Source organism: Rhizobium sp. L1K21 (assembly GCF_024055895.1).
Classification (GTDB): domain Bacteria; phylum Pseudomonadota; class Alphaproteobacteria; order Rhizobiales; family Rhizobiaceae; genus Ensifer_A.
On sequence record NZ_JAMXLE010000001.1, the window covers coordinates 2,346,146 to 2,370,261 of the forward strand.

The window sequence follows — 24,116 nt, forward strand, 5'->3', positions numbered from 1 at the left end:
TAGCAAATGACAGATAACAACAGTGCTCAAGGATATGTCGCCGACCCGCGCAACGAGAATGTGCTGATTTATGTCGATGGTGCGTTTGTGCCGCGCGACAAGGCTGTCGTTTCGGTGTTCGACAGCGGCTTCGTGCTGGGCGACGGTGTGTGGGAAGGTTTGCGCCTCGTGAACGGAAAGGTGCTTCAGCTTGACGCCCATCTGGACCGGCTGTTTGAGGGTGCAGGCTCCATTGCGCTTGATCTCGGGCGCAGCCGCGAGGAAATCAAGGACGCCATTTTCAAGACGCTCGAAACCAACGGCATGACGGATGGTGCGCATATCCGCCTGATGGTGTCGCGCGGCTTGAAAAGCACGCCAAACCAGGACCCGCGCTTTGTCATCGGCAAGGCAACGCTGGTCATCGTGGCCGAATACAAGGCGCCGAAGCCGGAGGCCAAGACTACGGGACTTGCGCTCTTCACCTCCACTTTCCGCACCAGCAGCCCGGATGTCTTCGATTTGCGGCTCAACTCGCACAGCCGCCTCAACCTCATTCAGGCGCTCATTCAGGCCATCAATGCCGGTGCTGATGAAGCGCTGATGCTTGATCCGCGCGGCTTTGTTGCTAGCTGCAATTCCACCAACTTCTTCATTATCCGCGGGCGCGAACTCTGGACCTCGACCGGCACATATTCCTTCAAGGGGTTGACCCAGCGCGCAGTGATTGAAAGCTGGCGCGAGAGCGGCGGCACAGTACTGGAGAAAGATTTCACGTTGGCAGAGGTCTATTCCGCAAACGAAGCCTTTGTCACCGGTACGCTTGGTGGCGTAACACCGGTTGTCAAAGTCGATGGCCGGGTGATTGGCGCAGGCAAACCGGGGCCGGTGACCTCCGAGGTCGGCGATATCTACAAGAACTGGGTTTTGCGCTGAGCTTCAGACAAGGTTCAACCTGTTATCTGCGGCAAGCGTGATTGGAGAAAGATACGACATGGTTGAAAACGCTGCCGCCAGCACACAAACGGTATCGCCACTGAAGCGGGAAACATTCAGCGATCGGATCGCTGCGGATTTGCGGCGCGCCATCATTATCGGCGAAATCGAGGCCGGCGAACCCATTACCGAGGTGGAACTGGCGAGCCGGTTCGGCGTGAGCCGCGGCCCGTTGCGCGAAGCTCTTGGCATACTGGCTGGTGAAGGGCTGGTGGTTTCAGTGCCTTATACGGGCACCCGCGTTCTCAAACTCACCGCCAAGGATGTGCGTGAACTCTATAGCCTGCGCACATCACTCGAAAGCCTTGCCTTCAAGGAAATCTGGTACAACCGGGATGCCAATTTCGCGACCGAAATGGAAGCCCGGCACAAGCGGCTGCTTGCCACCCAGAAGCTCTCCGACCATGTGGCCTCCAGCGAGGCCGAGGTGAAGTTTCATGCCCTCGTCTATGAGCGCTGCGGGCATAAGCTGCTCCTGGAAAGCTGGCAGCGCATTGCCAGCCGCCTGCAGCTTTATCTGGCTGTGCACCAGCGGGCGCATGGACGCACCGCGCCGATTGAAGATGCGCATGAGCGCTATGTCCAGCTTGCGCTGGGCGACAGGCTGGATCTGATGCTGGACGAGGTGGAGTCGCATATGCAGCGCGGCATCCTGCAAATGGAGCGCTACCTCGGCGACTGATGCCACTCACCACAGCGCTCCAGCAACGATCGACTATTTTTCCGCGCAGATCGCATAACGGTGCTGCGTTGCCCGTTCCAATCCCTTGAAGAAACTGAAATTCTTCTTCTGCGCCCGGTGAATGGCGCGCATATCCTTGTCCACCGTCACCTTGGCAAAGCCGGCGGCGCGCAACAGGTCGACGACTGCCTCTGCGCGTGCGCCCTCGGAAAAATAGACCTGGGAGAGAATGCGGTTGTGGGTCTCGGCCATCTCCGGCGAAGCTGCGCCATGACGCGCATCCTTGATGAGACCGATGCGCCCTGCGGCGGTGGCCAGCCGCTTCAAGAACTGGGTCAGCGGTGAGACATTTACGAAATCACCATCCACAATCAGAACCTTGCCGCCGGGCTTGAGGACGCGGTGCCACTCGACGAATGCAGCTTTGGGATCGACCAATGTCCAGACAAGATGGCGGTTGGTGATGACGTCATAACTGTCATCTGGTTCCATCGTGTTTTCCGCGTCACCCATCACGAAACGAATGGAGCGTCCACGCGTGCGCGCTTTCTCCCTGGCGCGCTCCAGCATCTGCTCGGACCAGTCCATGCCGGTGACCCGAAAGCCGAGGTCATCCAGAAGATGCGACACCACGCCCGTGCCTGAGGCGAGATCGAGTGCGGCCCGGCCTTCACCCTCGCCCAGATGCTTTAAGATAAGACAGTGCCATGCGGCGCGCTCGTCTTCGGAAAAAATCTCGTGTCCCGGCTGGGTGTCGAACGTTTCGGCACGGGCTGACCAATAGGCCTTGATTTCATCACGCAGATCAAAGTTCGAAAGCGTCGCGGTATCGTTCATGGCACACCTTTTCCGGCCTTTTCCGGTCTGGAATCTTTCTAAAAGATAATTCTTGACTGGTCTAATCAAGAAAACTAGACGATTTGTGGAGTTCTAATGTCAAGAAAGATCGACTGCCGCAAGAGGCAATCGATATGTGGGGCTAAAAAGATGAATATTTTCAAAAAGGTGGCAACTGCCGCCTCGGTTTCGCTTGTGCTTTTTTCCAGCGCGGCGTTTGCGGGCGAGACGGTGAAGATCACCGACATCACCGGTCGCGAAGTCGAGGTGAACGTGCCGGTGGAGCACGTTATCCTCGGTGAAGGCCGTCAGATCTATTTCGTGGCCGCGCTCGACACGGAAGACCCGTTTGGCCGCGTTGTCGGATGGCGTGACGACTTCAAGAAAGCCGATCTCGACGGTTACAACGAATATCTGAAAAAGTTCCCGCAGATGGACAGTCTGCCGACGTTCGGCGGCATGAAGGATGGCACATTCGATGTGGAGCAGGCCGTGGCGCTGCATCCAGACGTCATCATCATGAACATCGATTCCAAGACCGCGACCGAGGAAGGCGGCTATATCGAAAAGCTCGCCAAGGTCGGAATCCCGCTGGTTTACATCGACTTCCGCGACAAGGCGTTTGAAAACACCGAACCGTCCATGCGCATCGTTGGAAAACTGTTCGGCAAGGAAGAACGCGCAGAAGAGTTCATTCAGTTTCGCGCAGAGCAGCTTGCCCGGGTGACCGATGTTGTTGCCGCACAGGCCGATCTGAAGCGCCCGGTCGTCTTCATGGAGCGCGCTGGCGGTTATTCCGATGATTGCTGCATGTCTTTTGGTGATGAGAACTTCGGCAAGATGGTGGAAATGGCCGGTGGCATCAACATGGCCAAGGACATCATTCCCGGCACGTTCGGCACGGTCAACCCGGAACAGATTATCGCCAGCAACCCTGATCAGGTGATTGTCACAGGCGCCAACTGGGAAGGCTATGTGCCTGGCGGCAAGTGGGTCGGCGTCGGCCCCGGTGCTGACGAAGAGCAGTCCGCAGCAAAGCTGAAGGTTCTGATGGAGCGCCCGGCATTCACCGGCGTCAAGGCGGTCAAGGACGGTAATGTTCACGCCATCTGGCACCAGTTCTACAACAGCCCCTACCAGTTCGTGGCCGTTCAGCAGATCGCCAAGTGGCTGCATCCGGAACTGTTCAAGGATCTGGATCCCGACGCATCATTCAAGGAACTGCATGACCGCTTCCTGCCGGTCGACTACAAGCCGGGATACTTCGCGTCGCTGAGCGTCGGCGGGTAACAGATGACCTCCACGGATACCATTCAAATCGAGGCAGGGCGCGGTCAATACCGCGCCCTTGCCGCACGTCGCATTGCCCTTGTCGTTTGCCTTGTGGCAGCGCTCTGTCTGACATTCGCACTCGATCTGGCGCTTGGTCCGGCGCGTTACTCTCTCGGCCAGGTGCTCTCGGCCATCTGGTCACCCTCTAGCGCCGATCTGCAGTTGCGCGTGGTGATCTGGGACATCCGCATGCCGATCGCCTTGATTGCGCTCACCGTCGGCGGTTCGCTTTCGCTGGCCGGTGCACAGATGCAGACCATTCTCGGCAATCCGCTTGCCAGCCCCTTCACGCTCGGCGTTTCCGCCGCTGCCGGCTTTGGCGCGGCCATGGGCCTGGTTGCCGGCATCGCCATTTTCCCGGCTGCCGTGGAATATATGATCCCGTTCAACGCCTTCATCATGGCCATGGGCGCATCGCTCTTGATTTATGGTGTTTCGACATTTCGCGGAGTGACGTCGGAAACCATCGTGCTGCTCGGCATTGCACTGGTGTTCACATTCAACGCGCTGCTTTCGCTGCTGCAATACCTTGCCTCCGAACAGGCGCTTGCGGCCGTGGTCTTCTGGACCATGGGTTCGCTCACCAAGGCCACATGGCCGAAGGTCTGGATTACGGCTGCGGTGCTCATCATCAGCATTCCGCTTTTTGCCCGTCAGGCCTGGGCGCTGACCGCATTGCGGCTTGGTGACGACAAGGCCGCGAGCTTCGGCGTCAACATCCGCAAGCTGCGCCTGCAGACACTACTGGTCGTTTCGCTGCTGGCCGCCATTCCAGTGTCCTTTGTGGGTACGATTGGTTTTGTCGGTCTCGTCGGTCCGCACATCGCGCGCATGCTGGTGGGTGAAGATCAGCGTTTCTTCATGCCTGCCTCCGTGCTTTGCGGGGCCTTGATGCTGTCGGCCACATCCGTGGTCTCGAAGATCATTCTGCCCGGTGCGATCCTGCCCATCGGCGTCATCACCGCGCTGGTTGGCGTCCCCTTCTTCTTCACGCTCATTTTCACCAACAGGAGGCGGGCATGGTAGGTTTGTCGCTTGAAAATCTCGGCGCCCGTTATGGCGGCGAAACTGTTGTCGCCGATGTGACGACGGGGCTCTTGAAGGGCGGTGAACTGACCGCCATCATCGGCCCCAATGCTGCTGGAAAATCCACGCTCTTCAAGCGTATTGCCGGGCTTCTGAAGGGGCCTGGAACCGTCACCCTCAGCGACAGTGTCAAAGGCGAAAACGCCATCTGCTACATGCCGCAGGACACTGGTGCGAATGCCGTTCTGACTGTTTATGAATCCATTCTTCTGGCTTCCCGGCAGAATGCCGCATGGAAGGTCAAGGACGACGATCTGCGGATGATCGACCGCATCTTGCACGATCTCAACATCACGCCTCTGGCTTTCCGCGATCTGGGCGAACTCTCCGGCGGACAGCGGCAGTTGGTGTCGATTGCGCAGGCGCTGGTGCGAAAGCCGGAAATTCTGTTGATGGACGAGCCGACCTCGGCGCTCGACATGCATCGGCAATTGGAAGTTCTGCAGTTCATGAAGCGGCTTGCCGCGCGCGACGGCATGGGCGTGCTGATTGCCATTCACGACCTGAACCACGCTCTGCGCTATTGTGAGAACACGATGGTCATCGAAGCCGGGCGGTTGATCGCATCCGGCCCGTCAAACGAGGTCATTACGGCAGAGCTTCTGCGCAGCGTCTACCGTGTGGATGCGCGTATCGAGCGTTGCTCGCGCGGTGTGCCTTTCGTGATCGTGGACGAGGCTGCCTGAAGGAGACGGCCGCAGCCGCACCTTGGCGGTCATTGGCGCTGCCCTTCTCGATAGGTCCCTTACGCTCGGCTGGACCGGCCGCACGGCGGAATGTCGCGTTTTGCCTATCACATGCTCCGGCGAGAGTGGGTTTAGCAGCACATTCAAACTCCCGTCTTCTGATGCACATCACAATTGTCGCTTCGCGATAAATCATCTTTCCCAAGCGCTTGGGTTTTGATATACTTTCCACATGCCGACTGTCTTGCGCTTTGATGGCCTGCGCGTGGTCATTTACCCCAACGATCATCGTCCCGCGCATGTTCATGTCAAGGGAGCGGTCGGTGAAGCCGTTTTCATTCTGAATTGCCCGGAAGGTCCGCCGGCACTTCGGGAGAGCTACGGTTTCAACACGCGCGAATTGAGCCGGATCGTAAGCGACCTGGCCAGCGCATTGGCAACCCTCTGTACGGAATGGAGAAAGTTTCATGACCATTACTGAGCAGGAAGTACAACAGGCCGAAAAGCGGATGGCCGCCTTGCGAGAGAACGGGTTCGCCGTGTCCGCGCGCTATGATCGCCGGTCGTCCCGCGTTGTGGTCAACTTGAATACCGGCGTGCAGATCGCTTTCCCTTCACGGTTGGCGGAAGGACTTGCCGACGCCTCTCCGGAGGAGCTTGCCGAAATTGAGGTTAGCCCCGCCGGTCTTGGCCTCCATTGGCCGAAACTCGACGCCGATGTCTATGTGCCTGCGCTTCTGCAGGGTGTTTTCGGTTCCAAGCGCTGGATGGCTGCACAACTCGGCGCAACGGGGGGCCAAGCCAAATCGCGTAGCAAAGCGGCAGCCGCGCGCGAGAACGGCCGCAAAGGCGGGAGACCGCGCAAGGTGGCTGGCGGCGGGCTTTAGACAGCATCAACGTCAAACGTTGGTGATGTCGTCCTGAGTTTCAGCAACTTTGAGCCTTTAGCGTGAAACGTTTGAGGCAGCGAAGACAATATTTCCATGGAAAATCTCCTTTGGATAAGGCGACTGCAAAACGAAGTCCGACTTAATCCATAATTGTATTTGCAGAAGGATCCCGCCAAGCTGCTCCGATCATTCGAAAAAACCTGACGGAAAGGATTGTGAGGGATGCGGATTGCCATGTGGTCGGGACCTCGAAACCTCTCAACCGCGATGATGTATTCCTTTGGCGCGCGGGCTGACTGTGCGGTATGGGATGAGCCTTTTTATGCCCCGTTTCTGGTGGCTTCGGGACGCGACGATCCGATGCGGGCGGACATATTGGCCGCGGAGGAAACCGATCCGCAGAAGGTTGCCGAACGGTGCCTTGGGCCGATACCGGACGGCAAGGCGTTTTTCTATCAAAAACACATGCCGCACCACATGGTGAAGGGCATTCCGCGCGACTGGATTGCCGGCGTCACCAATGTGTTTCTGATCCGCCACCCGGCGCGCGTGATCGTGAGCTATGCCAAGAAGCGCGAGAACCCGACGCTCGACGACATTGGTTTTGAAAGCCAGGCACAGCTATTTGATGAAATTTCCGCCGCACAGGGCAAACCACCAGTGGTGATCGATTCGACCGACATTCGGCAAAACCCTGCCGATATGCTGGAAAAGCTCTGCGTGGCGATCGGCATGCCTTATAATGAAGGCATGCTCTCATGGCCGGCAGGTGGCCATGCACAAGACGGGACCTGGGCTGCGCACTGGTATCCGGAGGTCTGGAAGAGCACAGGCTTTGCCCCGCCAGAGGGTGTTTTGCCGGATGTTCCCGACCATCTCAGGCCGTTGCTGGATGCCGCCCTGCCGCATTATGAGCGTTTGGCAAAGTTGGCAATCAGATGAGCAAGGCGTCCGACGGCGCCTGTGTCCGCTCATGCAAACCGTAGTCGCGCATCACATGCGCAACGCGCAGGCGATAGCCGCTGAAGACGGACTTGCGCCCCGCCATCTGCGCCTCGCGGTGATGCATCTCATTGCGCCATGCCGAAACTGCCTCCTCATCCCGCCAGAATGATAGTGACAGAAGTTTGCCGCCGCTGGTGAGCGACTGGAACCGTTCGATACTGATAAAGCCATCCACCTGTTTCAGATATTCGACGAGTTCAGCGGCCATCTGCAGATAAATATCCTTCATGCCTTCGGCGGGCTCGACTTCGAAAATGACGGCAATCATGGCTTTATCCACTCCGCATGCGGCTTGGAGACGTTTTTGAGGAATATCCGTTCCTCTTTCAGGATAAAGCGTTCTCGGGCGGCAAATTCGTAGTTTTCGCGCCCCAGTTTGGAGGCTGCCAAGTCGGCCCGGTAGCGCTCGTAAGCTGCAAGACTGTCGATATTGTAGACACCATAAGCTATGGTTGCCGAACCTTCATGCGGCGCGAAATAGCCAATCAGGTCTGCGCCGCATTGCGGAATTGCTTGTCCCCAAACGCGCGCATATTCGGCAAATTGCGCGCTTTTAAACGGGTCGATTTCATAGCGGATAAAACAGGTGATCATGTTGTGTTCCTTTTTTCTGCAATCCGCTTATAGGCCTTGCGTAAACAGGAATGCTTCGATTAATATCGAACCATGAAGGAAGGCCCCGACATATCCCAAACTGCAGCCTTGGTTGGCGATCCGGCGCGTGCAAACATGCTTGTTGCGCTGATGGATGGGCGTGCGCTCACCGCCAGTGAGCTTTCCGCTGCCGCAGGCATCACCCAGCAGACTGCCAGTAGCCATCTGGCGCGACTGGAGGCTGGCCGCTTCGTGATCGTCCGCAAACAGGGGCGACACAAATATTTCGCGCTCACCGAACCGGCCGGCGAACTTCTGGAAGGCCTTTTCCGCTTTTCAGCGGAAACGCAGCAAAAGCGGCTGCTAGGCCCGAAAGACCCGGCGCTGAGGAAGGCGCGCATCTGCTATGACCATATGGCAGGCGACTATGGTGTGCAGATGTTCGAAAACCTGAAGGCGCGGCGGTTTATCTGCGAAGACGGTGATGCGGTTGATGTCACGCCGTCGGGCGAAAACTGGCTGGAGGGATTGGGCATCGACATTGGAGGACTGCGCAAGCTTCGGCGTCCGCTTTGCCGGTCCTGCCTGGACTGGAGCGAGCGGCGGTCGCATCTCGCCGGCGCGCTTGGAGCAAGCCTGCTCGATCTGCTTCTCGACAAGGGCTATGCCCGGCGCATGCCCGAAAGCCGGGTGATAGCCTTTACGTCGACCGGCGAAAGGCGCTTTGCCGAACTCTTCGGCGTTTGAGCTTTCCTTGCCCATCGTCATGTTTTGGTGTAGCAGGCGGCTCATTCCTCCCCGATTTCAAAAGCAGATGTGAAAATTATGAGCGGCTTTGACCTGATTATCTTCGATTGCGATGGCGTGCTTGTCGATAGCGAGATCATTGCAGCACAGGTGGAATCAAAGCTTTTGCGCGATGCCGGTTACACGATCAGCGCCGAGGAAATGGGCGAGCGGTTTTCCGGCATGACCTGGAAGAACATTCTCATGGCCATCGAAGCCGAAGCCGATATTCCGCTGTCCGCCTCGCTGCTCGATAAATCGGAAGCCTTGCTTGATCAGCGGCTTGCCCGCGATGTGCGCGATATTGAAGGCGTCAAGTTTGCGCTTTCGCGCCTCACGCAGCCGCGCTGCATCTGCTCCAATTCGTCCTCGCAGCGGCTGGACATGATGCTGACAAAGACCGGGCTGAAACCCTATTTCGATCCGCATGTCTATTCGGCCAAGGATCTGGGTGCCGACCGCGTGAAGCCGAAGCCGGACATCTTTCTCCATGCTGCCGAAGAAATGAACGTCAAGCCGCAGAATGTGATCGTGATTGAAGATTCCGTGCACGGCATAGAAGGTGCCCGCAGTGCAGGTATGCGCGTGATCGGCTTTACCGGCGGTTCGCACACATACCCATCGCACTCCGACAAGCTGACCGAGGCAGGTGCTGAAACGGTGATTTCCCGCATGGTCGATCTGCCGCCGGTGATTGGCGCGCTGTCAGAATGGGCCGGGATTGCCTGAACCCCGGCTTTCAAAGCCCTATTTCTTCGCGCCGTCGTCGAAGCCGATATAGACCTTGGCGAATTCGCCGGCACCGCCGGGGATTGCCACATCATTCTTTTCAAACAGGAACTGGTTGGAAAGCTGGCCTGCAGGAACCTGCACTTCAAGCTCGACGAGCTGAGAGTAGAGCACGGATTTGTCGTCGGCAACGGCTATACGGATCGGCACTTTGTAGCTGCCGGGCTTGCCCTGCGGCCCGAGAACCAGGCGACCCTGCGCCTGAACGGTGATGACGAGACCTTCCTGATCGGACATGCGGCAGGCACGGGTGGTGTCGGCGATGGCGGCCTGATAGATCAGCTTTTCAGGATCCATTTGTCCATCGGCCATCTTGCGTGCGCCGCGGGCATATTGACGGTGATAGGCCGTGCCTTCACGCAACTCGATCTGCGGGCATTTGCCCTGGATGACCAGCTGTTGCGTCTGATCTTCGGCAGCGCTGCCGAGAACGCCTTTGGTATCGGTCGATGTACACGCCGCCAGAACAGCAAGAAGCGATGCTCCGACAAGGCCACGGACTTTACGATTGAACAAACCAGACACGCTCATCAAGAATTCCCGGGTTTTCCTGTCTTAAAGAATGAAAACTGGCCCTTTTCATGGCCGTCGCCGATGGTCTATAGCAGCGGTTAGAAAAAAAAGCGATGAGTGGCGAAAATTTTCGCCGCCGGCGGGGATAACCAAACCAAACCCGTTGAGGAAGGACATCTGACCGTGAAATATATCTCCACCCGTGGCGAGGCCCCTGAACTCGGCTTTCGCGATGCGCTGCTTGCAGGCCTTGCCGCAGATGGCGGGCTTTATCTGCCTAAGAAGTGGCCGGAATTTTCCAAGAAAGACATCCGCGCCATGCGCGGCAAATCCTATCAGGACATCGCATTCACAGTGATTTCCCGGTTCGTTGACGGTGAAATCGACGATGATGCGCTGAAGGCGATGATTGCCGAAGCCTATGGCACCTTTCGCCATGACGCCGTGACGCCATTGGTGCAGACTGACGCAAACACCTTTATCCTCGAGCTTTTCCATGGACCAACGCTCGCCTTCAAGGATGTGGCGATGCAATTGCTTGCCCGCCTGATGGACCATGTGCTGGCCGAACGGGGCCAGCGGGCCACAATCGTTGGCGCAACCTCGGGCGATACCGGCGGCGCTGCCATTGATGCCTTTGCAGGCCGCGAGCGCACCGATATTTTCATTCTCTTTCCCGAAGGCAAGGTGTCGCCGGTGCAGCAGCACCAGATGACGACCTCCACTGCATCCAACGTTCATGCATTGGCCGTGCAGGGCAATTTCGACGACTGCCAGAACCTTGTGAAGGAAATGTTCGGCCATGTCGCCTTCCGCGATAAGGTCAAGCTTTCCGGCGTCAACTCGATCAACTGGGCGCGCATCATGGCGCAGACAGTTTATTATTTCACCGCAGCGCTGTCGCTTGGCGCGCCGGCTCGCAAGGTTTCCTTCACGGTGCCGACGGGTAACTTCGGCGACATTTTTGCAGCCTATGTGGCGATGAAAATGGGACTGCCGATCGACCGTCTGGTGGTGGCGACCAATGAAAACGACATTCTGGCGCGCGCGCTGGAAACCGGGCGTTATGAAATGCAGGGCGTAACGGCCACCACTTCGCCGTCCATGGATATCCAGATTTCCTCGAATTTCGAACGGCTTTTGTTCGAAGCCTCCGACCGGGATGCGGGCGAGGTTCGCAAGGCGATGAACCGGCTGAAACAGTCGGGCGCATTCGATATCGACGAAAAGACGCTGAAGACGATCCGCAAGACCTTCAGAGCAGCACGCGCCAGCGAAGACGACGTGGCAAAACAGATCGCGTCAACGCTTGCCGACACCGGATACCTCATCGATCCGCACACCGCCGTTGCCCTTCATGTTGCCGGTCGCAACACGCGCAGCGCGTCGCCCATGGTGGTGCTGTCCACTGCCCATCCTGCCAAGTTCCCCGCCGCAGTAAAATCTGCAAGCGGTATTGACCCGGCGCTTCCAACGTGGCTTGCTGGTTTGATGGAACGGGAGGAGCGCTTTGATATTCTGCAGCCTCAGCTTGAAGTCGTTGAACAATTCATCAACGATCATGCGCGTATTGTTGCAGGCGAAGCGCAGAAAGAGGCATCATGAAAGTTGAGCGTACCGAACTTGCGTCGGGACTGACCGTTGTCACGGAACATATGCCGCATCTGGAAAGTGTCGCGCTTGGCGTGTGGGTCAAATCCGGCTCACGCGATGAACAGGCAAGCGAACACGGCATTGCCCATCTTCTGGAGCATATGGCCTTCAAAGGCACAAAAAATCGGACAGCGCGGCAAATTGCCGAGGAAATCGAAAATGTGGGCGGCGAGGTCAACGCCGCCACATCCACGGAATCGACCTCGTATTATGCGCGTATCCTGAAAGACGATGTGCCGCTGGCCATCGATATTCTGGCTGATATCCTGACAGAGTCGGCCTTCGACGAGGGCGAGCTGGAGCGCGAAAAACACGTTATCCTGCAGGAAATCGGGGCGGCGAACGACACGCCGGACGATGTGGTTTTCGACAGTTTTGCCGCAACCGCCTATCGCGACCAGACCATTGGACGGCCCATTCTCGGAACGCCGGAAACGGTGAAGTCCTTCACGCCGGACCAGATCCGCGCGTATCTGGCGCGCAACTACACCACCGACCGCATATTCATCGTGGCAGCGGGAGCGGTCGATCACGATAGCATCGTCAAGCAGGTTGAAGAGCGCTTCGCCTCCATTCCGCGCAAGCCGAATTTGAGCGTGGTCGCCCAGCCGGCGCGCTACACGGGCGGCGAATTCCGGCTGACGCGCGACCTGATGGACGCTCAGTTCCTTCTCGGTTTTGAAGGCCGTGCCTATCATGTGCGCGACTTTTATGCCTCGCAGATTCTCGCCAATGTACTGGGCGGCGGTATGTCCTCGCGGCTGTTTCAGGAGGTGCGCGAGCATCGTGGCCTCTGTTATTCGGTCTATGCCTTCCATTGGGGCTTTTCCGATACCGGCGTCTTCGGCATTCACGCGGCAACCGGAACGGAAGACCTGCCCGAGCTGGTGCCGGTGATCCTGCAGGAACTGCGCAAAGTGTCCGACCATATCGACGACAGCGAAATCGAGCGTGCGCGCTCGCAAATCCGTGCCCAGCTTCTGATGGCGCAGGAAAGCCCTGCGGCGCGCGCCGGACAGATTGCCCGCCAGATGATGCTGTATGGCCGTCCCATTTCAAACTCGGAAATGATGGATCGGCTGGCGGGCATTACGCCCGAGCGGCTGACGGACCTTGCCGGGCGTCTGTTCTTCGACGCCAAGCCGACGCTCTCTGCTGTTGGTCCGCTGGAGAACCTGGTTCCGTTGAAAGAGATCGCTGCATCGCTCAGCCATGGCGGGTTTGCAGCTCCGATTACCGCTTGAAGACCCTGTGCAACGGGGCGGTTGAAGACATTTGGGGGTGGCGGTTTCGATGTTCCGTTTCTGGGCGCGGCGCGCATCCACTCCGATCATCAGCGGTGCGGGGCACATACTCCGGCTGCCGCAAATCTCGGATTTTCCCGAATGGAAGGCTGTGCGTGAGGCCAGCTACAATCATTTGCAGCCATGGGAACCTTCCTGGGGTCCTGACGACCTCACCAGGCAGGCCTTCAGGCTGCGCATTGAACGCAACGAACACGAATATTCCAACGGCAGCGCCATTCCGCTTTTTATCTTCTCAAAGCAGGAAGGCGCGCTTTTGGGCGGCATCACCATTGGCCAGATTCGCAGAGGTGCGGCACAATGCTGCATGATCGGCTATTGGATGGGTGAACAATATGCCGGACAGGGGCATATGCGGGCCTCTCTTACGCTCGTCATCCACCATATCTTCGAGCGGCTGCAGTTGCACCGTATCGAGGCAGCCTGTATTCCGGATAACGAACGTAGCCTGGCCCTCCTCGAAAAAGCCGGTTTTCAGCGCGAAGGAGCCCTCAGGGAATATTTGAAGATCAATGGCCGATGGCGCGATCACGTGCTGTTGTCGCTGTTGGCGAGCGAATACAAGATGCTGAAAAAGGACAACAAAGCTTAATGGAACGCATCGATACGGTCAGACGCCCTGCCGCCCTTTCCGGCATGGTTATCGCCGCTCTGCTGGCGGTGCTTTTTGCGCTTTTGTGGACACAAGCAGCACTGAGCGCCGAGCCGGTGAAGATTACAGCAGAAGACACCGCGCTCGATCTGACCAAAACCACCGAAATCTATCTGAACCAGGGCAATGCCTTTCAGGTTTCCACCGCAGCCGGTGCCGACGGGATTGTGCGGCGTATCGAGGTGCGTGCCTCCTCTGACGACCACCACGGCGACTGGGCGGTTTTTTCACTGGCCAACGTATCCGACCAGCAGCTTGACCGGCTAATCGTTGCACCGCATTTCCGTCTCGCCAAATCGCGCCTCTTCTGGCCCGATCTCGGGTCGCGGCGCATCATAGCCATCACGCCGAGCGAGGGGTTTTCGCTTGAACGCCAGCCAAGCAACGAGGCCGATGTTTTCCAGATCACACTGAACCCCGGCTCGGTCGTAACCTTTGTTGCGGAACTGGCGACACCGGACCTGCCGCAGCTCTATCTGTGGGAACCGGAGGCCTATAAGGATACTGTCAATGCCTTCACGCTCTATCATGGTATCGTGCTGGGCATTGCCGGTCTTTTGTCGGTTATTCTGACCATCCTCTTCGTGGTGCGCGGTACGGCCATGCTGCCGGCTGCGGCGGCGCTTGCCTGGGCCGTTCTCGGTTATGTCTGCGTCGATTTCGGCTTTCTGGAAAAGCTTATCGGCATGAGTCCGGCCGACCAGCGCATATGGCGGGCGGGGACGGAAGTCACCATGGCAGTCAGCCTTGTGCTCTTCCTCTTCACCTATCTCAATCTCAACCGCTGGCACACGCATCTCGGCTATGTCACGTTTGCATGGATAAGCTGCCTTGGCCTGCTGGCGGCGGGCTCGATTTTCGATCCTTCGGTGGCTGCCGGCATTGCCCGCATATCCTTCGCGCTGACTGCCATTGCCGGTGTTGCCGCCATTGCCTATCTGACCACGCAGCGATATGACCGCGCGGTTCTGCTGATGCCATCATGGGCGCTGATCATCGGGTGGCTGATTGCAGCCTGGCTGACCGTCACCGGCCGTATCGACAACGATATTGTGCAGCCGGCGCTGACCGGCGGTCTCGTTCTTATCGTGCTGATGATCGGCTTTACGGTGATGCAGCATGCCTTTTCCGGTGGCGGGTTTCAGCATGGTCTGTTTTCCGATCTCGAACGCCAGTCGCTGGCGCTCACCGGCTCCGGCGAAACCATCTGGGATTGGGATGTCTCGCGGGACCGGGTCGTGACCATGCCGGATATCGCCACCAGGCTCGGGCTTTCGCCGGGAACGCTGAATGGTGCGGTGCGCACCTGGCTTTCACCCATGCATCCCGATGACCAGGACCGATTCCGCGCGACGATGGAGGTTCTGCTGGAACATCGCAAAGGACGCCTGGACCATGAATTCCGGATCCGCGCCCGCGATGGACATTACCATTGGCTGCGCGTGCGCGCACGGCCTGTTCTGGGCGCCAACGGCGAAGTGATCCGCTGTGTCGGCACGCTTTGCGACGTGACCGACGAAAAGACGGCAATGGAACGTCTTCTGCACAATTCGGTGCACGACAACCTGACCGGACTTCCCAACCGCGAACTCTTTATCGACCGCCTGCAATCGGCGATCAACCAGGCGCGGGACAATCCGCGCGCGGCACCCACAGTCATGCTCATCGGGCTTGACCGTTTCATTTCGGTGAACGATCGGCTGGGCATCATGGCGGGCGACAATATTCTGATCGTGCTGACGCGGCGTTTGCAGCGGCTTTTAAAAACGAAGGATACGCTGGCACGCATCGCCGGCGACCAGTTCGGCCTGATCCTGACATCGGAAACCGAGCCGCAGCGGGTCGCCGATTTTGCCGATGCGGTTTTGCAGGCCATCAAGGTTCCGATCGATTATGGCGGGGAGGAAATCAATCTGACCGCCTCTGCCGGGCTGGTGTCCTGGGTCGATCAGAACCAGGATGCGGCGGGCATGATCAGCGATGCGGAGCTTGCGCTTTATCGCGGCAAGCGCGGCGGCGGCGACCGCGTGGAGCCGTTCCGCCCGGCCTTCAGGACCAACACCTCCGACCACCTGCAGATCGAAGCCGACCTGCGCCGCGCGATCGACCGGCGTCAGCTCTCCATGGTGTATCAGCCGATTTTCCGCCTTGAAGACCGCTCGATTGCCGGTGCGGAAGCACTCATGCGCTGGGACCATCCCCGCCTCGGGGAAATTCCGCCCTCACAGTTCATCCCGATTGCGGAGAAGAACGGGCTGATCAACCAGATCGGCATGTTTGCACTCGATCGCGCTGCCGCCGATCTTTCAACTTGGCGCAACAATCTGGGCGAGCTTCCCATTTTCGTGTCGGTCAATCTGTCGAGCGCGCAGTTGATCAACAAGGAACTCTATGACGACTTTCAGGCGGTTCTTGCCCGCAGCGGCTGTTCAGCAGACAATTTTGCACTGGAACTGACCGAAACGCTGGTGATGGAAAACCCCGAGCGCTCGCGGCAGATGCTGAACAAGCTGCGCGAAGCGGGCTTCCGGCTCTCGCTTGATGATTTTGGAACTGGCTATTCTGCGCTCGGCTATCTTACCGATCTGCCCTTCAGCACGGTCAAGCTCGACCGTTCGCTGGTGACCGGCAATGATGAACGCGGACATAAGCTTCTGAAATCAGTGGCGACGATGATCGGCGATCTCGGCATGAATGTTGTGGCCGAAGGGATCGAAACCGAAGACGAAATTGCAGAACTGTCGTCATTCGGCGTCGAATACGGGCAGAGCCACTATCTCGGCCCACCGCTGACGGCAGCCACGTTGCAGCAACTTTTGAAAGAGACTTTGACCAAGGCCGCGTGAGGCGCAAAGCTTCAGGCGTGGCCTGCTTCGGCCGAAAGATGCTGGGTGCAAATGCCCATCAGCCCCATGGCGCGCTCATATTTGCCATTGAGGTCCTTGTCGAAAATCAGCGCCTCGTTGGCCGGGCATGTGAGCCAGGCATTCTGCGCGATTTCATCCTCCAGCTGGCCTTTGCGCCATCCGGCGTAACCGAGGAACATGGCCGAGCGCCGCGGACCTTTGCCCTTTGCGATGGCCCGAATGATATCCTGCGTGGCAGTGAGGTTCATTTCCTCGGAAAGCGGCATCGTGTCGCCGCCGGCATAATCATCCGAATGCAGCACGAACCCTCTGCCCGCATCGACCGGGCCACCATCCAGAATCGGGAAATCGGCAACGCCATCGCAATAGTCGTTTGCCTCACCCAAGCCGGAAATACTCAAGTGACCGAGGATTTCGGGAAAGCTGACATCACGCGCACGATTGAGTATAAAACCCATTGCGCCTTCGTTGGTATGGGCACAAATATAGATGACGGTGCGATTGAAATTCGAGTCCAGCATGGATGGCATGGCGATCAGGAACTGACCGTCAAGGAATCCAGACTTCTGATTTTTCCGCATTCCCAAGAGTTCACGCATAAAAACAGCGTACCAACTCGCAAGGAAATGAAAAGTGCGGGAGCCGTTTTTTTTTGAACGCTCAGGCAAACCCTTCAAATAAAATTGAAATTTCTTTTGCAACTTGTGTATCGCGCGCCATATGACGTTGGGATATCTGTTCTTGCCATGACAATGAGATCATCAAAATTGCACATTTCATTCAACCCGCGCCGTTCTATTCGCCTTTGTCTTGCGGCCGTTCTGCTGGCGCCGGCTCTGCCGCAAGCGGTCCAGGCTGCAGCAAGCGCATGGGCGGAAACGACCGGCGGGCGCATGCGTGTGGTCGCCCTTCCGCCGGACAGTGACGGCATTGTGGAGGCCATCTTGGAAATCGTGCCGGATGAGGGCTGGCACACCTATTGGCGGGCACCCGGCAATGGCGGCATTCCGCCCGAAATCAGCGTTGATGGCAGCCGCAACCTCACGCTTTCCAACATCCGTTATCCAGCGCCAGAGATCATCCGCTATGGCAATCTCAGCGATTTTGGATACACATCGACGGTGCGTTTTCCGCTTGAGCTGACACAGCCGATCAAAGGCGCGTCATCGACCCTGAAGCTCAGTGCATTTGTGGGTGTGTGTGCGGATATCTGCGTTCCCTTCCAGGCTGAACTGGCCGTTTCACTTTCGAGCGAGACCAAGCCTGCGGCCAATGAGGCCGCCCTTATCAAAGCGGCCCGCGCGCTCCTGCCGGAAGCGCCCAGCGCGGATTTCTCGGTTGTTGAACACACACTGTCCGCCGACAAGCGGCAACTGACCGCAACCATTCAACTGCCGTCCGGGGTGAACGCGGATGCAATCGACGTCTTCGCTCATCTGGGTGCACAGGCCTTCAAGCCGGGCGTTTTGACCGAGGAAAAAGACGGAAGGGTCACCGTGGCGCTCGAGCCTAATTATCTCGCCAAAGATGCGACACTTTCCGGTCAGACAATCGGGGTTCTTGTGAAAGCGGGCATGCGCGCCATGGAAACGGACATTCAGCTTCCCTGACAGCCAAGGCGACACAATAGCACTTTGCAGTTCCGCGCGACTTGCTTATGCTCGCCGCAAACAATCAAGGAGAGTCCCGCCATGACAATTGCACCCGGAGAAAAAATTCCATCATTAACCATTATGGAGTCGACCAGCGACGGCCCCGCCAAGATTTCGACAGAAGACTTCTTCGCCGGCAAGAAAGTGGTGCTTTTCGGCCTGCCCGGCGCATTTACGCCGACATGCTCGATGAACCACGTGCCGGGCTATGTGGAAAATCGCGATGCGCTGCTTGCCAAAGGCGTGGACGATATCGCCGTTGTGTCTGTGAACGACCATTTCGTCATGGGTGCCTGGGCAAAATCCACCAACGCCGTCGGCAAGATCCGTTTTCTGTGCGACTGGGATGCGGAATTCGTCAAGGCGCTCGGCCTTGAGCGCGACCTTTCCGCCGGTGGGCTCGGCGTCCGTTCCACCCGCTTCTCCATGCTGGTGGAAGACGGCACCGTCAAATTTGTCAACGTGGAAGACAATCCCGGCCAAGCAACGGTTTCATCCGCAGCCGCCATGCTGGAAGCGCTTTAAGGCACTTCGCCCAAACCAATGATCGACGGCTCGCCCTTGGCGGGCCGTCTTTCTTTTTGGCGTCAACTCAGGCAAGCCACTCCCTGCCCGAAGCCACCACGCTGCGCGTCAGCCTCTCCAGTAGCGGGGCCGCGCGCCGGCTTACCTGCCAGTAAAGCGGGGTTTCTATCCTCGTATCGGGTACGAGCTCACAGAGCGCGCCTGTGCGAAGATGCGCCTCCACCAACTGAACCGGGTTGAGGCCCCAGCCGATGCCTGCGAGGCAGGCGGTAACGAAGCCTTGCGAGGAGGGCAGCCAGTGGTTGGGGCGTGCAATATCGTGGCCAAGGTGATGCTCCACCCAGGCGCTCTGCAGACGGTCCTTGCGGTTGAAGGTGAGCGATGGTGCTTTTGAAAGTGCCTCAGCCGTCACCCCGCCTGCAAAATGGCGTGCTATGAACGCATTGCTCGCCGTTGCGCGGTAAGAGAGCTTGCCGAGTGCCAGAACGCGGCAGCCCTGTACCGGTTTTTCCACCGCGGTGACGGCAGCCAGCACCTCGCCCCGGCGAAGCCATTCAGCGGTGTGGTCCTGATCGTCGACCTTGAAATCAATGAGAATGCCGGTTTCACGGACATGTTCGCTCACCGCCTGGATGAACCAGGAATCCAGGCTGTCGGCATTGACGGCGATGGGGATGGTGACGGGTCCGTCATCACCGGGCATATCCGGCAATTCGGTGCCGAGCGCCTTTTCCATCAGCATCACGCTTTCAAAATGACGGCACAGATGCTGGCCTTCTTCCGTCGCCTCGCAGGGCTGGCCGCGCCGCACCAGCACCGCGCCCACACGCTCTTCCAGAAGCTTCACCCGCTGGGAAATTGCAGAGGGCGTGACATGAAGTGCAGCGGCGGCTTTTTCAAAGGTTCCTTCGCGGATCACTGCTGCGAGAGCTGCGAGCGCGCCATAATCGAGCATGAATTAGTTTTCCTTAATCTCAATTATCTTCTTTAATTCGACTTAATAAAAGAAAACCGACAAAAGGGCGAGCAACGTTTTTGGAGAACCTATGTTTGCCGCCTATTTTTCCGGTCTCGTGACCGGGCTTGGTCTGATTGTCGCCATCGGCGCGCAGAATGCCTTTGTCTTGCGGCAAGGCTTGCGCGGCGAGCATGTGTTTGTGCTGGTGATGATCTGTGCAATCTCCGACGCGCTTCTGGTGAGCGCCGGTGTGGCTGGCTTTGGTGTGGTGATCGACCGCCTGCCCTGGCTTGAACCCGTGCTGCTTTATGGCGGCGTGGCGTTTCTGGTTGTCTACGGGTTTACCAGTTTGCGCGCGGCCTGGACGACCGAGGCGGGACTTGCACCTTCTGACATGCCCAGCCTGCCGCTGAAGAAGGCAGTGGCCATCTGCCTTGCCTTTACCTGGCTCAACCCGCATGTCTATCTTGATACGGTCGTGTTTCTCGGTGCACTATCCACCCGCTTTCCGGGCCGCGAAGTCTTCTTCGGTCTCGGTGCGGTCACCGCATCATTCGCCTTCTTCTTTTCGCTCGGTTACGGCGCGCGGCTGCTTCGCCCGCTGCTTTCAAAACCCGGTGCGTGGCGCGTGCTGGATGCGTTTATCGGCTTGATCATGTGGGCTATTGCCGCGCGGCTCCTGACCGCTTGAAGACGCGGCGGAGCGCGGGTCTTCAGCGCCTCTTGAAGGGCTCCATACCCTTGCGCGCCAGTTCATCGGCGCGTTCGTTTTCTGGATGGCCTGCATGGCCCTTAACCCAATGCAGGTTCACCTTGTGGCGCTTTTGCGCCTCATCCAGCGCCTGCCAGAGTTCGGCGTTTTTCACCGGCTTTTTCTGCGCGTTCTTCCAGCCGTTTTTCTTCCAGCCATGGATCCACTTGGTGATCCCATCCTTCACGTAGACGCTATCGGTATAAAGATCGACCTCACAGGCACTCTTGAGGGCACCCAGCGCCTCAATGGCCGCCATCAGTTCCATGCGGTTGTTGGTGGTTTCGGCCTCACCGCCGCACATTTCCTTTTCCACCTCGCCATAGCGCAGTACGGCCCCCCAGCCTCCGGGACCCGGATTGCCGGAGCAGGCACCATCGGTGAAAATATCAACATGCTTCATAAGGGTTCTTTTCTTCTCTTCTGGCGCGATCAGATGCGATAGCGGGGCTTAGGGTCAGGACCCTAGCCCTGCAGCCCATATTCGGCGGCAGTTTTGACGCGGGCGTGAAAGCGCAGCTTCCTCAAATATTCAATCGGATCCTTTTTCGTCACCATCGCACCCGGCGGGGTCATCAGCCAGTCGTAAAGGCGGGTAAGGAAAAAGCGCAAAGCCGCGCCACGCGCCAGAATGGGCAGCGCCTCGATTTCGCTGGCGCTGAGCGGGCGCACCGACTGGTAACCCGCCAAAAGCGCCATGCCCTTGGTGACATTGTAGGAGCCGTCCTTTTCGAAGCACCAGGCGTTCAGCAGGATAGCGACGTCATAGGCCAGGAAATCATTGCAGGCGAAATAGAAGTCGATCAGGCCGGAAAAGCTGTTTTCCAGAAAAAAGACATTGTCCTGAAAAGCATCTGCATGGATGACGCCGGTCGGCAGGCTGGTCGGCCAATTGGTCTCGAGAAAATCAAGATGTTCGGGAATCTCACCGGAAAGCGCTGCATCCAGTTCGCCAACGCGGCCCACCGACTTCTCCCACAGCGGTCGCCAGCTATCGACAGACAGCGCGTTGCGGCGGGTCAGAGCAAAGCCTTCGCCGGCAATGTGCATTTCGGCGATCGCCTTGCCTGTTTCGCGGCAATGCCAGGGCTCGGGCTTGCGCGGCCACATGCCTTCCAGAAAGGAAATCATGGCGGCAGGTCGGCCCGACAGTTCACCCAGCAATTCACCGTCATTGCGCGCAATCGGCAGCGGGCAGCTCACACCACGCTCGGCCAGATGCTGCATCAGTCCCAGAAAGAACGGCAGGTCGTTGCGATCGACCCGCTTTTCGTAAAGCGTCAGGATGAACTGGCCGCCTGTCGTGTGCAGCATGAAATTCGAATTTTCCACGCCCTCGGCAATACCGCGATAGGACATGAGCGTGCCGACATCATAATCGGCCAGAAAGGCGGAAAGTTCGTCTTCGGTGATATCGGTGTAAACGGCCAAGGGAGTGTTCCGCCTGTATTGTGATTCTATGCTGAGCAGCTGAATTCCAGAGGCCAGAAAGCGGAGAGAAAATCAACCGTTGGCGGTCGCATTCCGCTGAACTGTGAATGTCTCGTTTTCAGCCTGCATTTGTCGCCTGGCCGCCTGGGCAAGAAACCCCGAGCGCGAAAGACCATGGGCATTTGCAAATGCGTCGATATCGTTCAAAACATCTTCCGGCAAGGTGATGTTCAAACGCACGGCTTTCTTGCTTTCCGTTTTCAATGGAATCAGCACTGCAACCGCCTCGCGGTTTCCCATATCGGCCATCACCGCTTCGAGGGTTGAAGGTTCGGGGATTGCTTCCCCGTCTTCGATCAAGCCATCAACATGAAAGGCCAGCGCCTCGGACGCCATCGCGCGCGCATCGTCAAGGTCTGTACCTGCTGTCACAACGCCGGGAAAGTCAGGGAAAGAGACACCGTAGTCGCTCCCGTCCTCCTTGTGGATCAGCGCAATATAATTTCGCATCCCAATCACCTCAATCTCAACCCGGCCTGCTTCTCAATACTCTTGAGCGTCCCAATCGGAATGTCCCGCTTGGGATGCGGTACTGTCACACGACCGGGCTTTTCGTTGTGTTTGAACTGAACGTGGCTGCCCCGGACCGAGACCTGATACCAGCCGTCGGCCCTGAGGGCTGATATGACGTCCGCGCTCTTCATGAGATAAATATACACACTTTATGTGTATAGATCAATGTGAGTAGCTCACCCGTTCACAAAAGCCATGTCGGCTGCGGTGAGTTCTACACTGCGCAGTTCGCGGTTGACCGGGAAGTGCTCGTTTTCTTCTGCCGTCACCGCAAGCTCCACCTTCGTCTCATAGCGTGTCTTGAAGGCTTCGATGATTTCGTTGACGATGACCTCGGGGGCGGAGGCACCGGCGGAGATGCCAACCGTGGAAACGCCGTCGAGCGAATCCCAATCAATTTCGGAGGCGCGCTGCACGAGGAGCGAGCGCTTGGCCCCTGCCCTCAAGGCAACCTCCACAAGCCGCCGCGAATTGGACGAGTTCGGCGCGCCAACGATGAGGAAGAGATCGCAGCCGGGTGCTGCTTCCTTCACCGCGTCCTGCCGGTTGGTGGTGGCATAGCAGATGCTGTCGGCGGCGGGCGCTTCGAGCTTCGGGAACCGCTCTTCCAGCTTGGCGATGACGCCTGCGGTGTCTTCCACCGAAAGCGTGGTCTGGGTCACATAACCCAGCATGTCGGGATCGGCGGGATTGTATTTCTCAGCATCTTCGACCGTTTCGATCAGTGAAACGGTGCCCTCGGGGAGCTGGCCCATCGTGCCGATGACTTCCGGGTGACCTTCATGGCCGATGAGGATGACATGGCGGCCGCGGCGCTGGTGGCGCATGGCCTGTTTGTGCACCTTGGAAACCAGCGGGCATGTGGCGTCGAGATAGAACAGATTGCGAGCGCTTGCATCGGCCGGCACGGATTTCGGGACGCCATGGGCGGAAAAGACGACCGGCTGGTCGCGATGTTCGGCGGGAATCTCGTCGAGTTCTTCCACGAAGATCGCGCCCTTGGCTTCCAGCCCTTCGACGACGAAGCGGTTATGCACGATTTCGTGGCGCACATAGACCGGCGCGCCGAAGCGCTTGAGCGCCAACACGACGATCTGGATGGCGCGGTCAACGCCGGCGCAAAAGCCGCGCGGGCCGCAGAGTCTGATTGTCAGTTTATCTTTTGCGCTTGCCGTCACGGCTTTCTTTCCTTGTATTGCATTCACGGGCTGGCAAAAGCGACCGTCGCGATCAAAGCCACGATTGCGGGAACACCCTGCACGAAGAGAATTTTGCGGCTGACCGACCATGCACCGTAGAGCGCCGCAACAATGACGCAGCCGAGGAAAAACAGCTGCAGCTGGAACCCGAAGGCTGGCTCAGGATGGATAAGCCCCCAGATAAGCCCGGCCGCCAGAAAGCCATTATAAAGGCCTTGATTAGCCGCCATAAGCTTGGTTTCCTCAGCGCGCGCGGGCGTGTTTCCAAAAGCTTTCAGGCCGGCCGGCTTCGTCCAGGCAAACATTTCCAGATAGAGGAAATAAGCGTGAAGCAGCGCAACCAACGCCACGAGACCATTTGCAACGAGAGCCATCT

Annotated in this window: 29 protein-coding genes; 17 read left to right on the forward strand and 12 right to left on the reverse strand. The window is 58.1% G+C overall.

Annotated features, from left to right (window positions below; all coding sequences use genetic code 11):
• Positions 1 to 6 precede the first annotated feature (6 nt).
• Positions 7 to 915 (forward strand): aminotransferase class IV, encoded by a 909-nt coding sequence (locus NHF56_RS11330; protein ID WP_252804361.1) that lies wholly within the window; start codon positions 7 to 9, stop codon positions 913 to 915.
• Positions 916 to 973: 58 nt separating this feature from the next.
• Positions 974 to 1,657: a GntR family transcriptional regulator gene (locus NHF56_RS11335; RefSeq protein ID WP_252804363.1), complete on the forward strand. Its 684-nt coding sequence runs from the start codon at positions 974 to 976 to the stop codon at positions 1,655 to 1,657.
• Between the two features lie 33 nt (positions 1,658 to 1,690).
• Here NHF56_RS11335 and NHF56_RS11340 read toward each other — a convergent pair whose 3' ends face one another.
• Positions 1,691 to 2,494 carry a class I SAM-dependent methyltransferase gene (locus NHF56_RS11340; protein WP_252804365.1) on the reverse strand — a complete coding sequence of 268 codons (804 nt, stop codon included), beginning with the start codon at positions 2,492 to 2,494 and terminating at the stop codon, positions 1,691 to 1,693.
• Positions 2,495 to 2,644: 150 nt separating this feature from the next.
• Here NHF56_RS11340 and NHF56_RS11345 point away from each other — a divergent pair, with 150 nt between their 5' ends.
• The 6 genes from NHF56_RS11345 to NHF56_RS11370 all read left to right on the forward strand — a co-directional run bounded on the left by NHF56_RS11345 (position 2,645) and on the right by NHF56_RS11370 (position 7,430).
• Positions 2,645 to 3,784 (forward strand): ABC transporter substrate-binding protein, encoded by a 1,140-nt coding sequence (locus NHF56_RS11345; RefSeq protein ID WP_252804366.1) that lies wholly within the window; start codon positions 2,645 to 2,647, stop codon positions 3,782 to 3,784.
• Positions 3,785 to 3,787: 3 nt separating this feature from the next.
• Positions 3,788 to 4,852: an iron ABC transporter permease gene (locus NHF56_RS11350; RefSeq protein ID WP_252804368.1), complete on the forward strand. Its 1,065-nt coding sequence runs from the start codon at positions 3,788 to 3,790 to the stop codon at positions 4,850 to 4,852.
• Positions 4,846 to 5,598: an ABC transporter ATP-binding protein gene (locus NHF56_RS11355; RefSeq protein ID WP_252804370.1), complete on the forward strand. Its 753-nt coding sequence runs from the start codon at positions 4,846 to 4,848 to the stop codon at positions 5,596 to 5,598. Before NHF56_RS11350 ends, NHF56_RS11355 begins: the two co-directional genes overlap by 7 nt.
• A 232-nt stretch (positions 5,599 to 5,830) precedes the next feature.
• On the forward strand, positions 5,831 to 6,079 hold the full coding sequence (locus NHF56_RS11360) for a DUF4160 domain-containing protein (RefSeq protein WP_252804372.1): 249 nt from the start codon (positions 5,831 to 5,833) through the stop codon (positions 6,077 to 6,079).
• Positions 6,066 to 6,485 (forward strand): DUF2442 domain-containing protein, encoded by a 420-nt coding sequence (locus NHF56_RS11365; protein WP_252804374.1) that lies wholly within the window; start codon positions 6,066 to 6,068, stop codon positions 6,483 to 6,485. Before NHF56_RS11360 ends, NHF56_RS11365 begins: the two co-directional genes overlap by 14 nt.
• A 225-nt stretch (positions 6,486 to 6,710) precedes the next feature.
• Positions 6,711 to 7,430: a hypothetical protein gene (locus tag NHF56_RS11370; protein ID WP_252804376.1), complete on the forward strand. Its 720-nt coding sequence runs from the start codon at positions 6,711 to 6,713 to the stop codon at positions 7,428 to 7,430.
• Here the strand turns inward: NHF56_RS11370 and NHF56_RS11375 are convergent.
• Positions 7,423 to 7,761 (reverse strand): antibiotic biosynthesis monooxygenase, encoded by a 339-nt coding sequence (locus NHF56_RS11375; RefSeq protein ID WP_252804378.1) that lies wholly within the window; start codon positions 7,759 to 7,761, stop codon positions 7,423 to 7,425. The genes NHF56_RS11370 and NHF56_RS11375 overlap by 8 nt on opposite strands.
• A complete protein-coding gene (locus NHF56_RS11380; RefSeq protein WP_252804380.1) occupies positions 7,758 to 8,087 on the reverse strand; it encodes an NIPSNAP family protein in 330 nt (109 codons plus the stop codon). The genes NHF56_RS11375 and NHF56_RS11380 overlap by 4 nt, the downstream gene beginning before the upstream one ends.
• A 72-nt stretch (positions 8,088 to 8,159) precedes the next feature.
• Here NHF56_RS11380 and NHF56_RS11385 point away from each other — a divergent pair, with 72 nt between their 5' ends.
• Positions 8,160 to 8,834: a helix-turn-helix transcriptional regulator gene (locus NHF56_RS11385; RefSeq protein ID WP_252804382.1), complete on the forward strand. Its 675-nt coding sequence runs from the start codon at positions 8,160 to 8,162 to the stop codon at positions 8,832 to 8,834.
• A 78-nt stretch (positions 8,835 to 8,912) separates the two neighbouring features.
• A complete protein-coding gene (locus NHF56_RS11390) occupies positions 8,913 to 9,602 on the forward strand; it encodes an HAD family hydrolase (RefSeq protein ID WP_252804384.1) in 690 nt (229 codons plus the stop codon).
• Between the two features lie 18 nt (positions 9,603 to 9,620).
• Here NHF56_RS11390 and NHF56_RS11395 read toward each other — a convergent pair whose 3' ends face one another.
• A complete protein-coding gene (locus tag NHF56_RS11395; RefSeq protein WP_252804386.1) occupies positions 9,621 to 10,193 on the reverse strand; it encodes a hypothetical protein in 573 nt (190 codons plus the stop codon).
• 165 nt (positions 10,194 to 10,358) lie between these two features.
• Here NHF56_RS11395 and thrC point away from each other — a divergent pair, with 165 nt between their 5' ends.
• Genes thrC through NHF56_RS11415 form a run of 4 tightly spaced genes read left to right on the forward strand, consistent with a single transcriptional unit; the run spans position 10,359 to position 16,630 of the window.
• Positions 10,359 to 11,780 carry a threonine synthase gene (gene thrC / locus NHF56_RS11400; protein ID WP_252804388.1) on the forward strand — a complete coding sequence of 474 codons (1,422 nt, stop codon included), beginning with the start codon at positions 10,359 to 10,361 and terminating at the stop codon, positions 11,778 to 11,780.
• Positions 11,774 to 13,072: an insulinase family protein gene (locus NHF56_RS11405; RefSeq protein WP_252804976.1), complete on the forward strand. Its 1,299-nt coding sequence runs from the start codon at positions 11,774 to 11,776 to the stop codon at positions 13,070 to 13,072. Before thrC ends, NHF56_RS11405 begins: the two co-directional genes overlap by 7 nt.
• A 37-nt stretch (positions 13,073 to 13,109) precedes the next feature.
• Positions 13,110 to 13,724 (forward strand): GNAT family N-acetyltransferase, encoded by a 615-nt coding sequence (locus NHF56_RS11410; protein ID WP_373456274.1) that lies wholly within the window; start codon positions 13,110 to 13,112, stop codon positions 13,722 to 13,724.
• On the forward strand, positions 13,724 to 16,630 hold the full coding sequence (locus NHF56_RS11415) for an EAL domain-containing protein (RefSeq protein ID WP_373456275.1): 2,907 nt from the start codon (positions 13,724 to 13,726) through the stop codon (positions 16,628 to 16,630). The genes NHF56_RS11410 and NHF56_RS11415 overlap by 1 nt, the downstream gene beginning before the upstream one ends.
• A gap of 11 nt (positions 16,631 to 16,641) precedes the next feature.
• Here NHF56_RS11415 and NHF56_RS11420 read toward each other — a convergent pair whose 3' ends face one another.
• Positions 16,642 to 17,232, reverse strand: a complete 591-nt coding sequence (locus tag NHF56_RS11420) for a YqgE/AlgH family protein (RefSeq protein WP_252804392.1) — start codon at positions 17,230 to 17,232, stop codon at positions 16,642 to 16,644.
• A gap of 165 nt (positions 17,233 to 17,397) precedes the next feature.
• Here NHF56_RS11420 and NHF56_RS11425 point away from each other — a divergent pair, with 165 nt between their 5' ends.
• Both NHF56_RS11425 and NHF56_RS11430 read left to right on the forward strand, forming a co-directional pair.
• A complete protein-coding gene (locus NHF56_RS11425) occupies positions 17,398 to 18,261 on the forward strand; it encodes a protein-disulfide reductase DsbD domain-containing protein (RefSeq protein WP_252804394.1) in 864 nt (287 codons plus the stop codon).
• Between the two features lie 81 nt (positions 18,262 to 18,342).
• Entirely contained in the window at positions 18,343 to 18,828 is a 486-nt protein-coding gene (locus tag NHF56_RS11430; protein ID WP_252804396.1) for a peroxiredoxin, read from the forward strand.
• A gap of 67 nt (positions 18,829 to 18,895) precedes the next feature.
• Here the strand turns inward: NHF56_RS11430 and NHF56_RS11435 are convergent, their stop codons facing one another.
• On the reverse strand, positions 18,896 to 19,783 hold the full coding sequence (locus NHF56_RS11435; RefSeq protein WP_252804399.1) for a LysR family transcriptional regulator ArgP: 888 nt from the start codon (positions 19,781 to 19,783) through the stop codon (positions 18,896 to 18,898).
• A gap of 91 nt (positions 19,784 to 19,874) precedes the next feature.
• Here NHF56_RS11435 and NHF56_RS11440 point away from each other — a divergent pair, with 91 nt between their 5' ends.
• Positions 19,875 to 20,477 carry a LysE/ArgO family amino acid transporter gene (locus NHF56_RS11440; RefSeq protein ID WP_252804401.1) on the forward strand — a complete coding sequence of 201 codons (603 nt, stop codon included), beginning with the start codon at positions 19,875 to 19,877 and terminating at the stop codon, positions 20,475 to 20,477.
• Positions 20,478 to 20,499: 22 nt separating this feature from the next.
• Here the strand turns inward: NHF56_RS11440 and rnhA are convergent, their stop codons facing one another.
• The 6 genes from rnhA to NHF56_RS11470 form a co-directional block, all read right to left on the reverse strand.
• Positions 20,500 to 20,940 carry a ribonuclease HI gene (gene rnhA / locus NHF56_RS11445; protein WP_252804403.1) on the reverse strand — a complete coding sequence of 147 codons (441 nt, stop codon included), beginning with the start codon at positions 20,938 to 20,940 and terminating at the stop codon, positions 20,500 to 20,502.
• A gap of 62 nt (positions 20,941 to 21,002) precedes the next feature.
• Positions 21,003 to 21,968, reverse strand: coding sequence for a homoserine kinase (locus NHF56_RS11450; RefSeq protein WP_252804404.1), 966 nt, complete (start codon positions 21,966 to 21,968; stop codon positions 21,003 to 21,005).
• Between the two features lie 72 nt (positions 21,969 to 22,040).
• Positions 22,041 to 22,478 carry a type II toxin-antitoxin system HicB family antitoxin gene (locus NHF56_RS11455; RefSeq protein ID WP_252804406.1) on the reverse strand — a complete coding sequence of 146 codons (438 nt, stop codon included), beginning with the start codon at positions 22,476 to 22,478 and terminating at the stop codon, positions 22,041 to 22,043.
• A gap of 5 nt (positions 22,479 to 22,483) precedes the next feature.
• Positions 22,484 to 22,672: a type II toxin-antitoxin system HicA family toxin gene (locus NHF56_RS11460; protein WP_252804982.1), complete on the reverse strand. Its 189-nt coding sequence runs from the start codon at positions 22,670 to 22,672 to the stop codon at positions 22,484 to 22,486.
• A 45-nt stretch (positions 22,673 to 22,717) separates the two neighbouring features.
• A complete protein-coding gene (ispH, locus tag NHF56_RS11465) occupies positions 22,718 to 23,719 on the reverse strand; it encodes a 4-hydroxy-3-methylbut-2-enyl diphosphate reductase (RefSeq protein WP_252804408.1) in 1,002 nt (333 codons plus the stop codon).
• Between the two features lie 23 nt (positions 23,720 to 23,742).
• Positions 23,743 to 24,114 carry a DUF1304 domain-containing protein gene (locus NHF56_RS11470; RefSeq protein ID WP_252804410.1) on the reverse strand — a complete coding sequence of 124 codons (372 nt, stop codon included), beginning with the start codon at positions 24,112 to 24,114 and terminating at the stop codon, positions 23,743 to 23,745.
• Positions 24,115 to 24,116 lie beyond the last annotated feature (2 nt).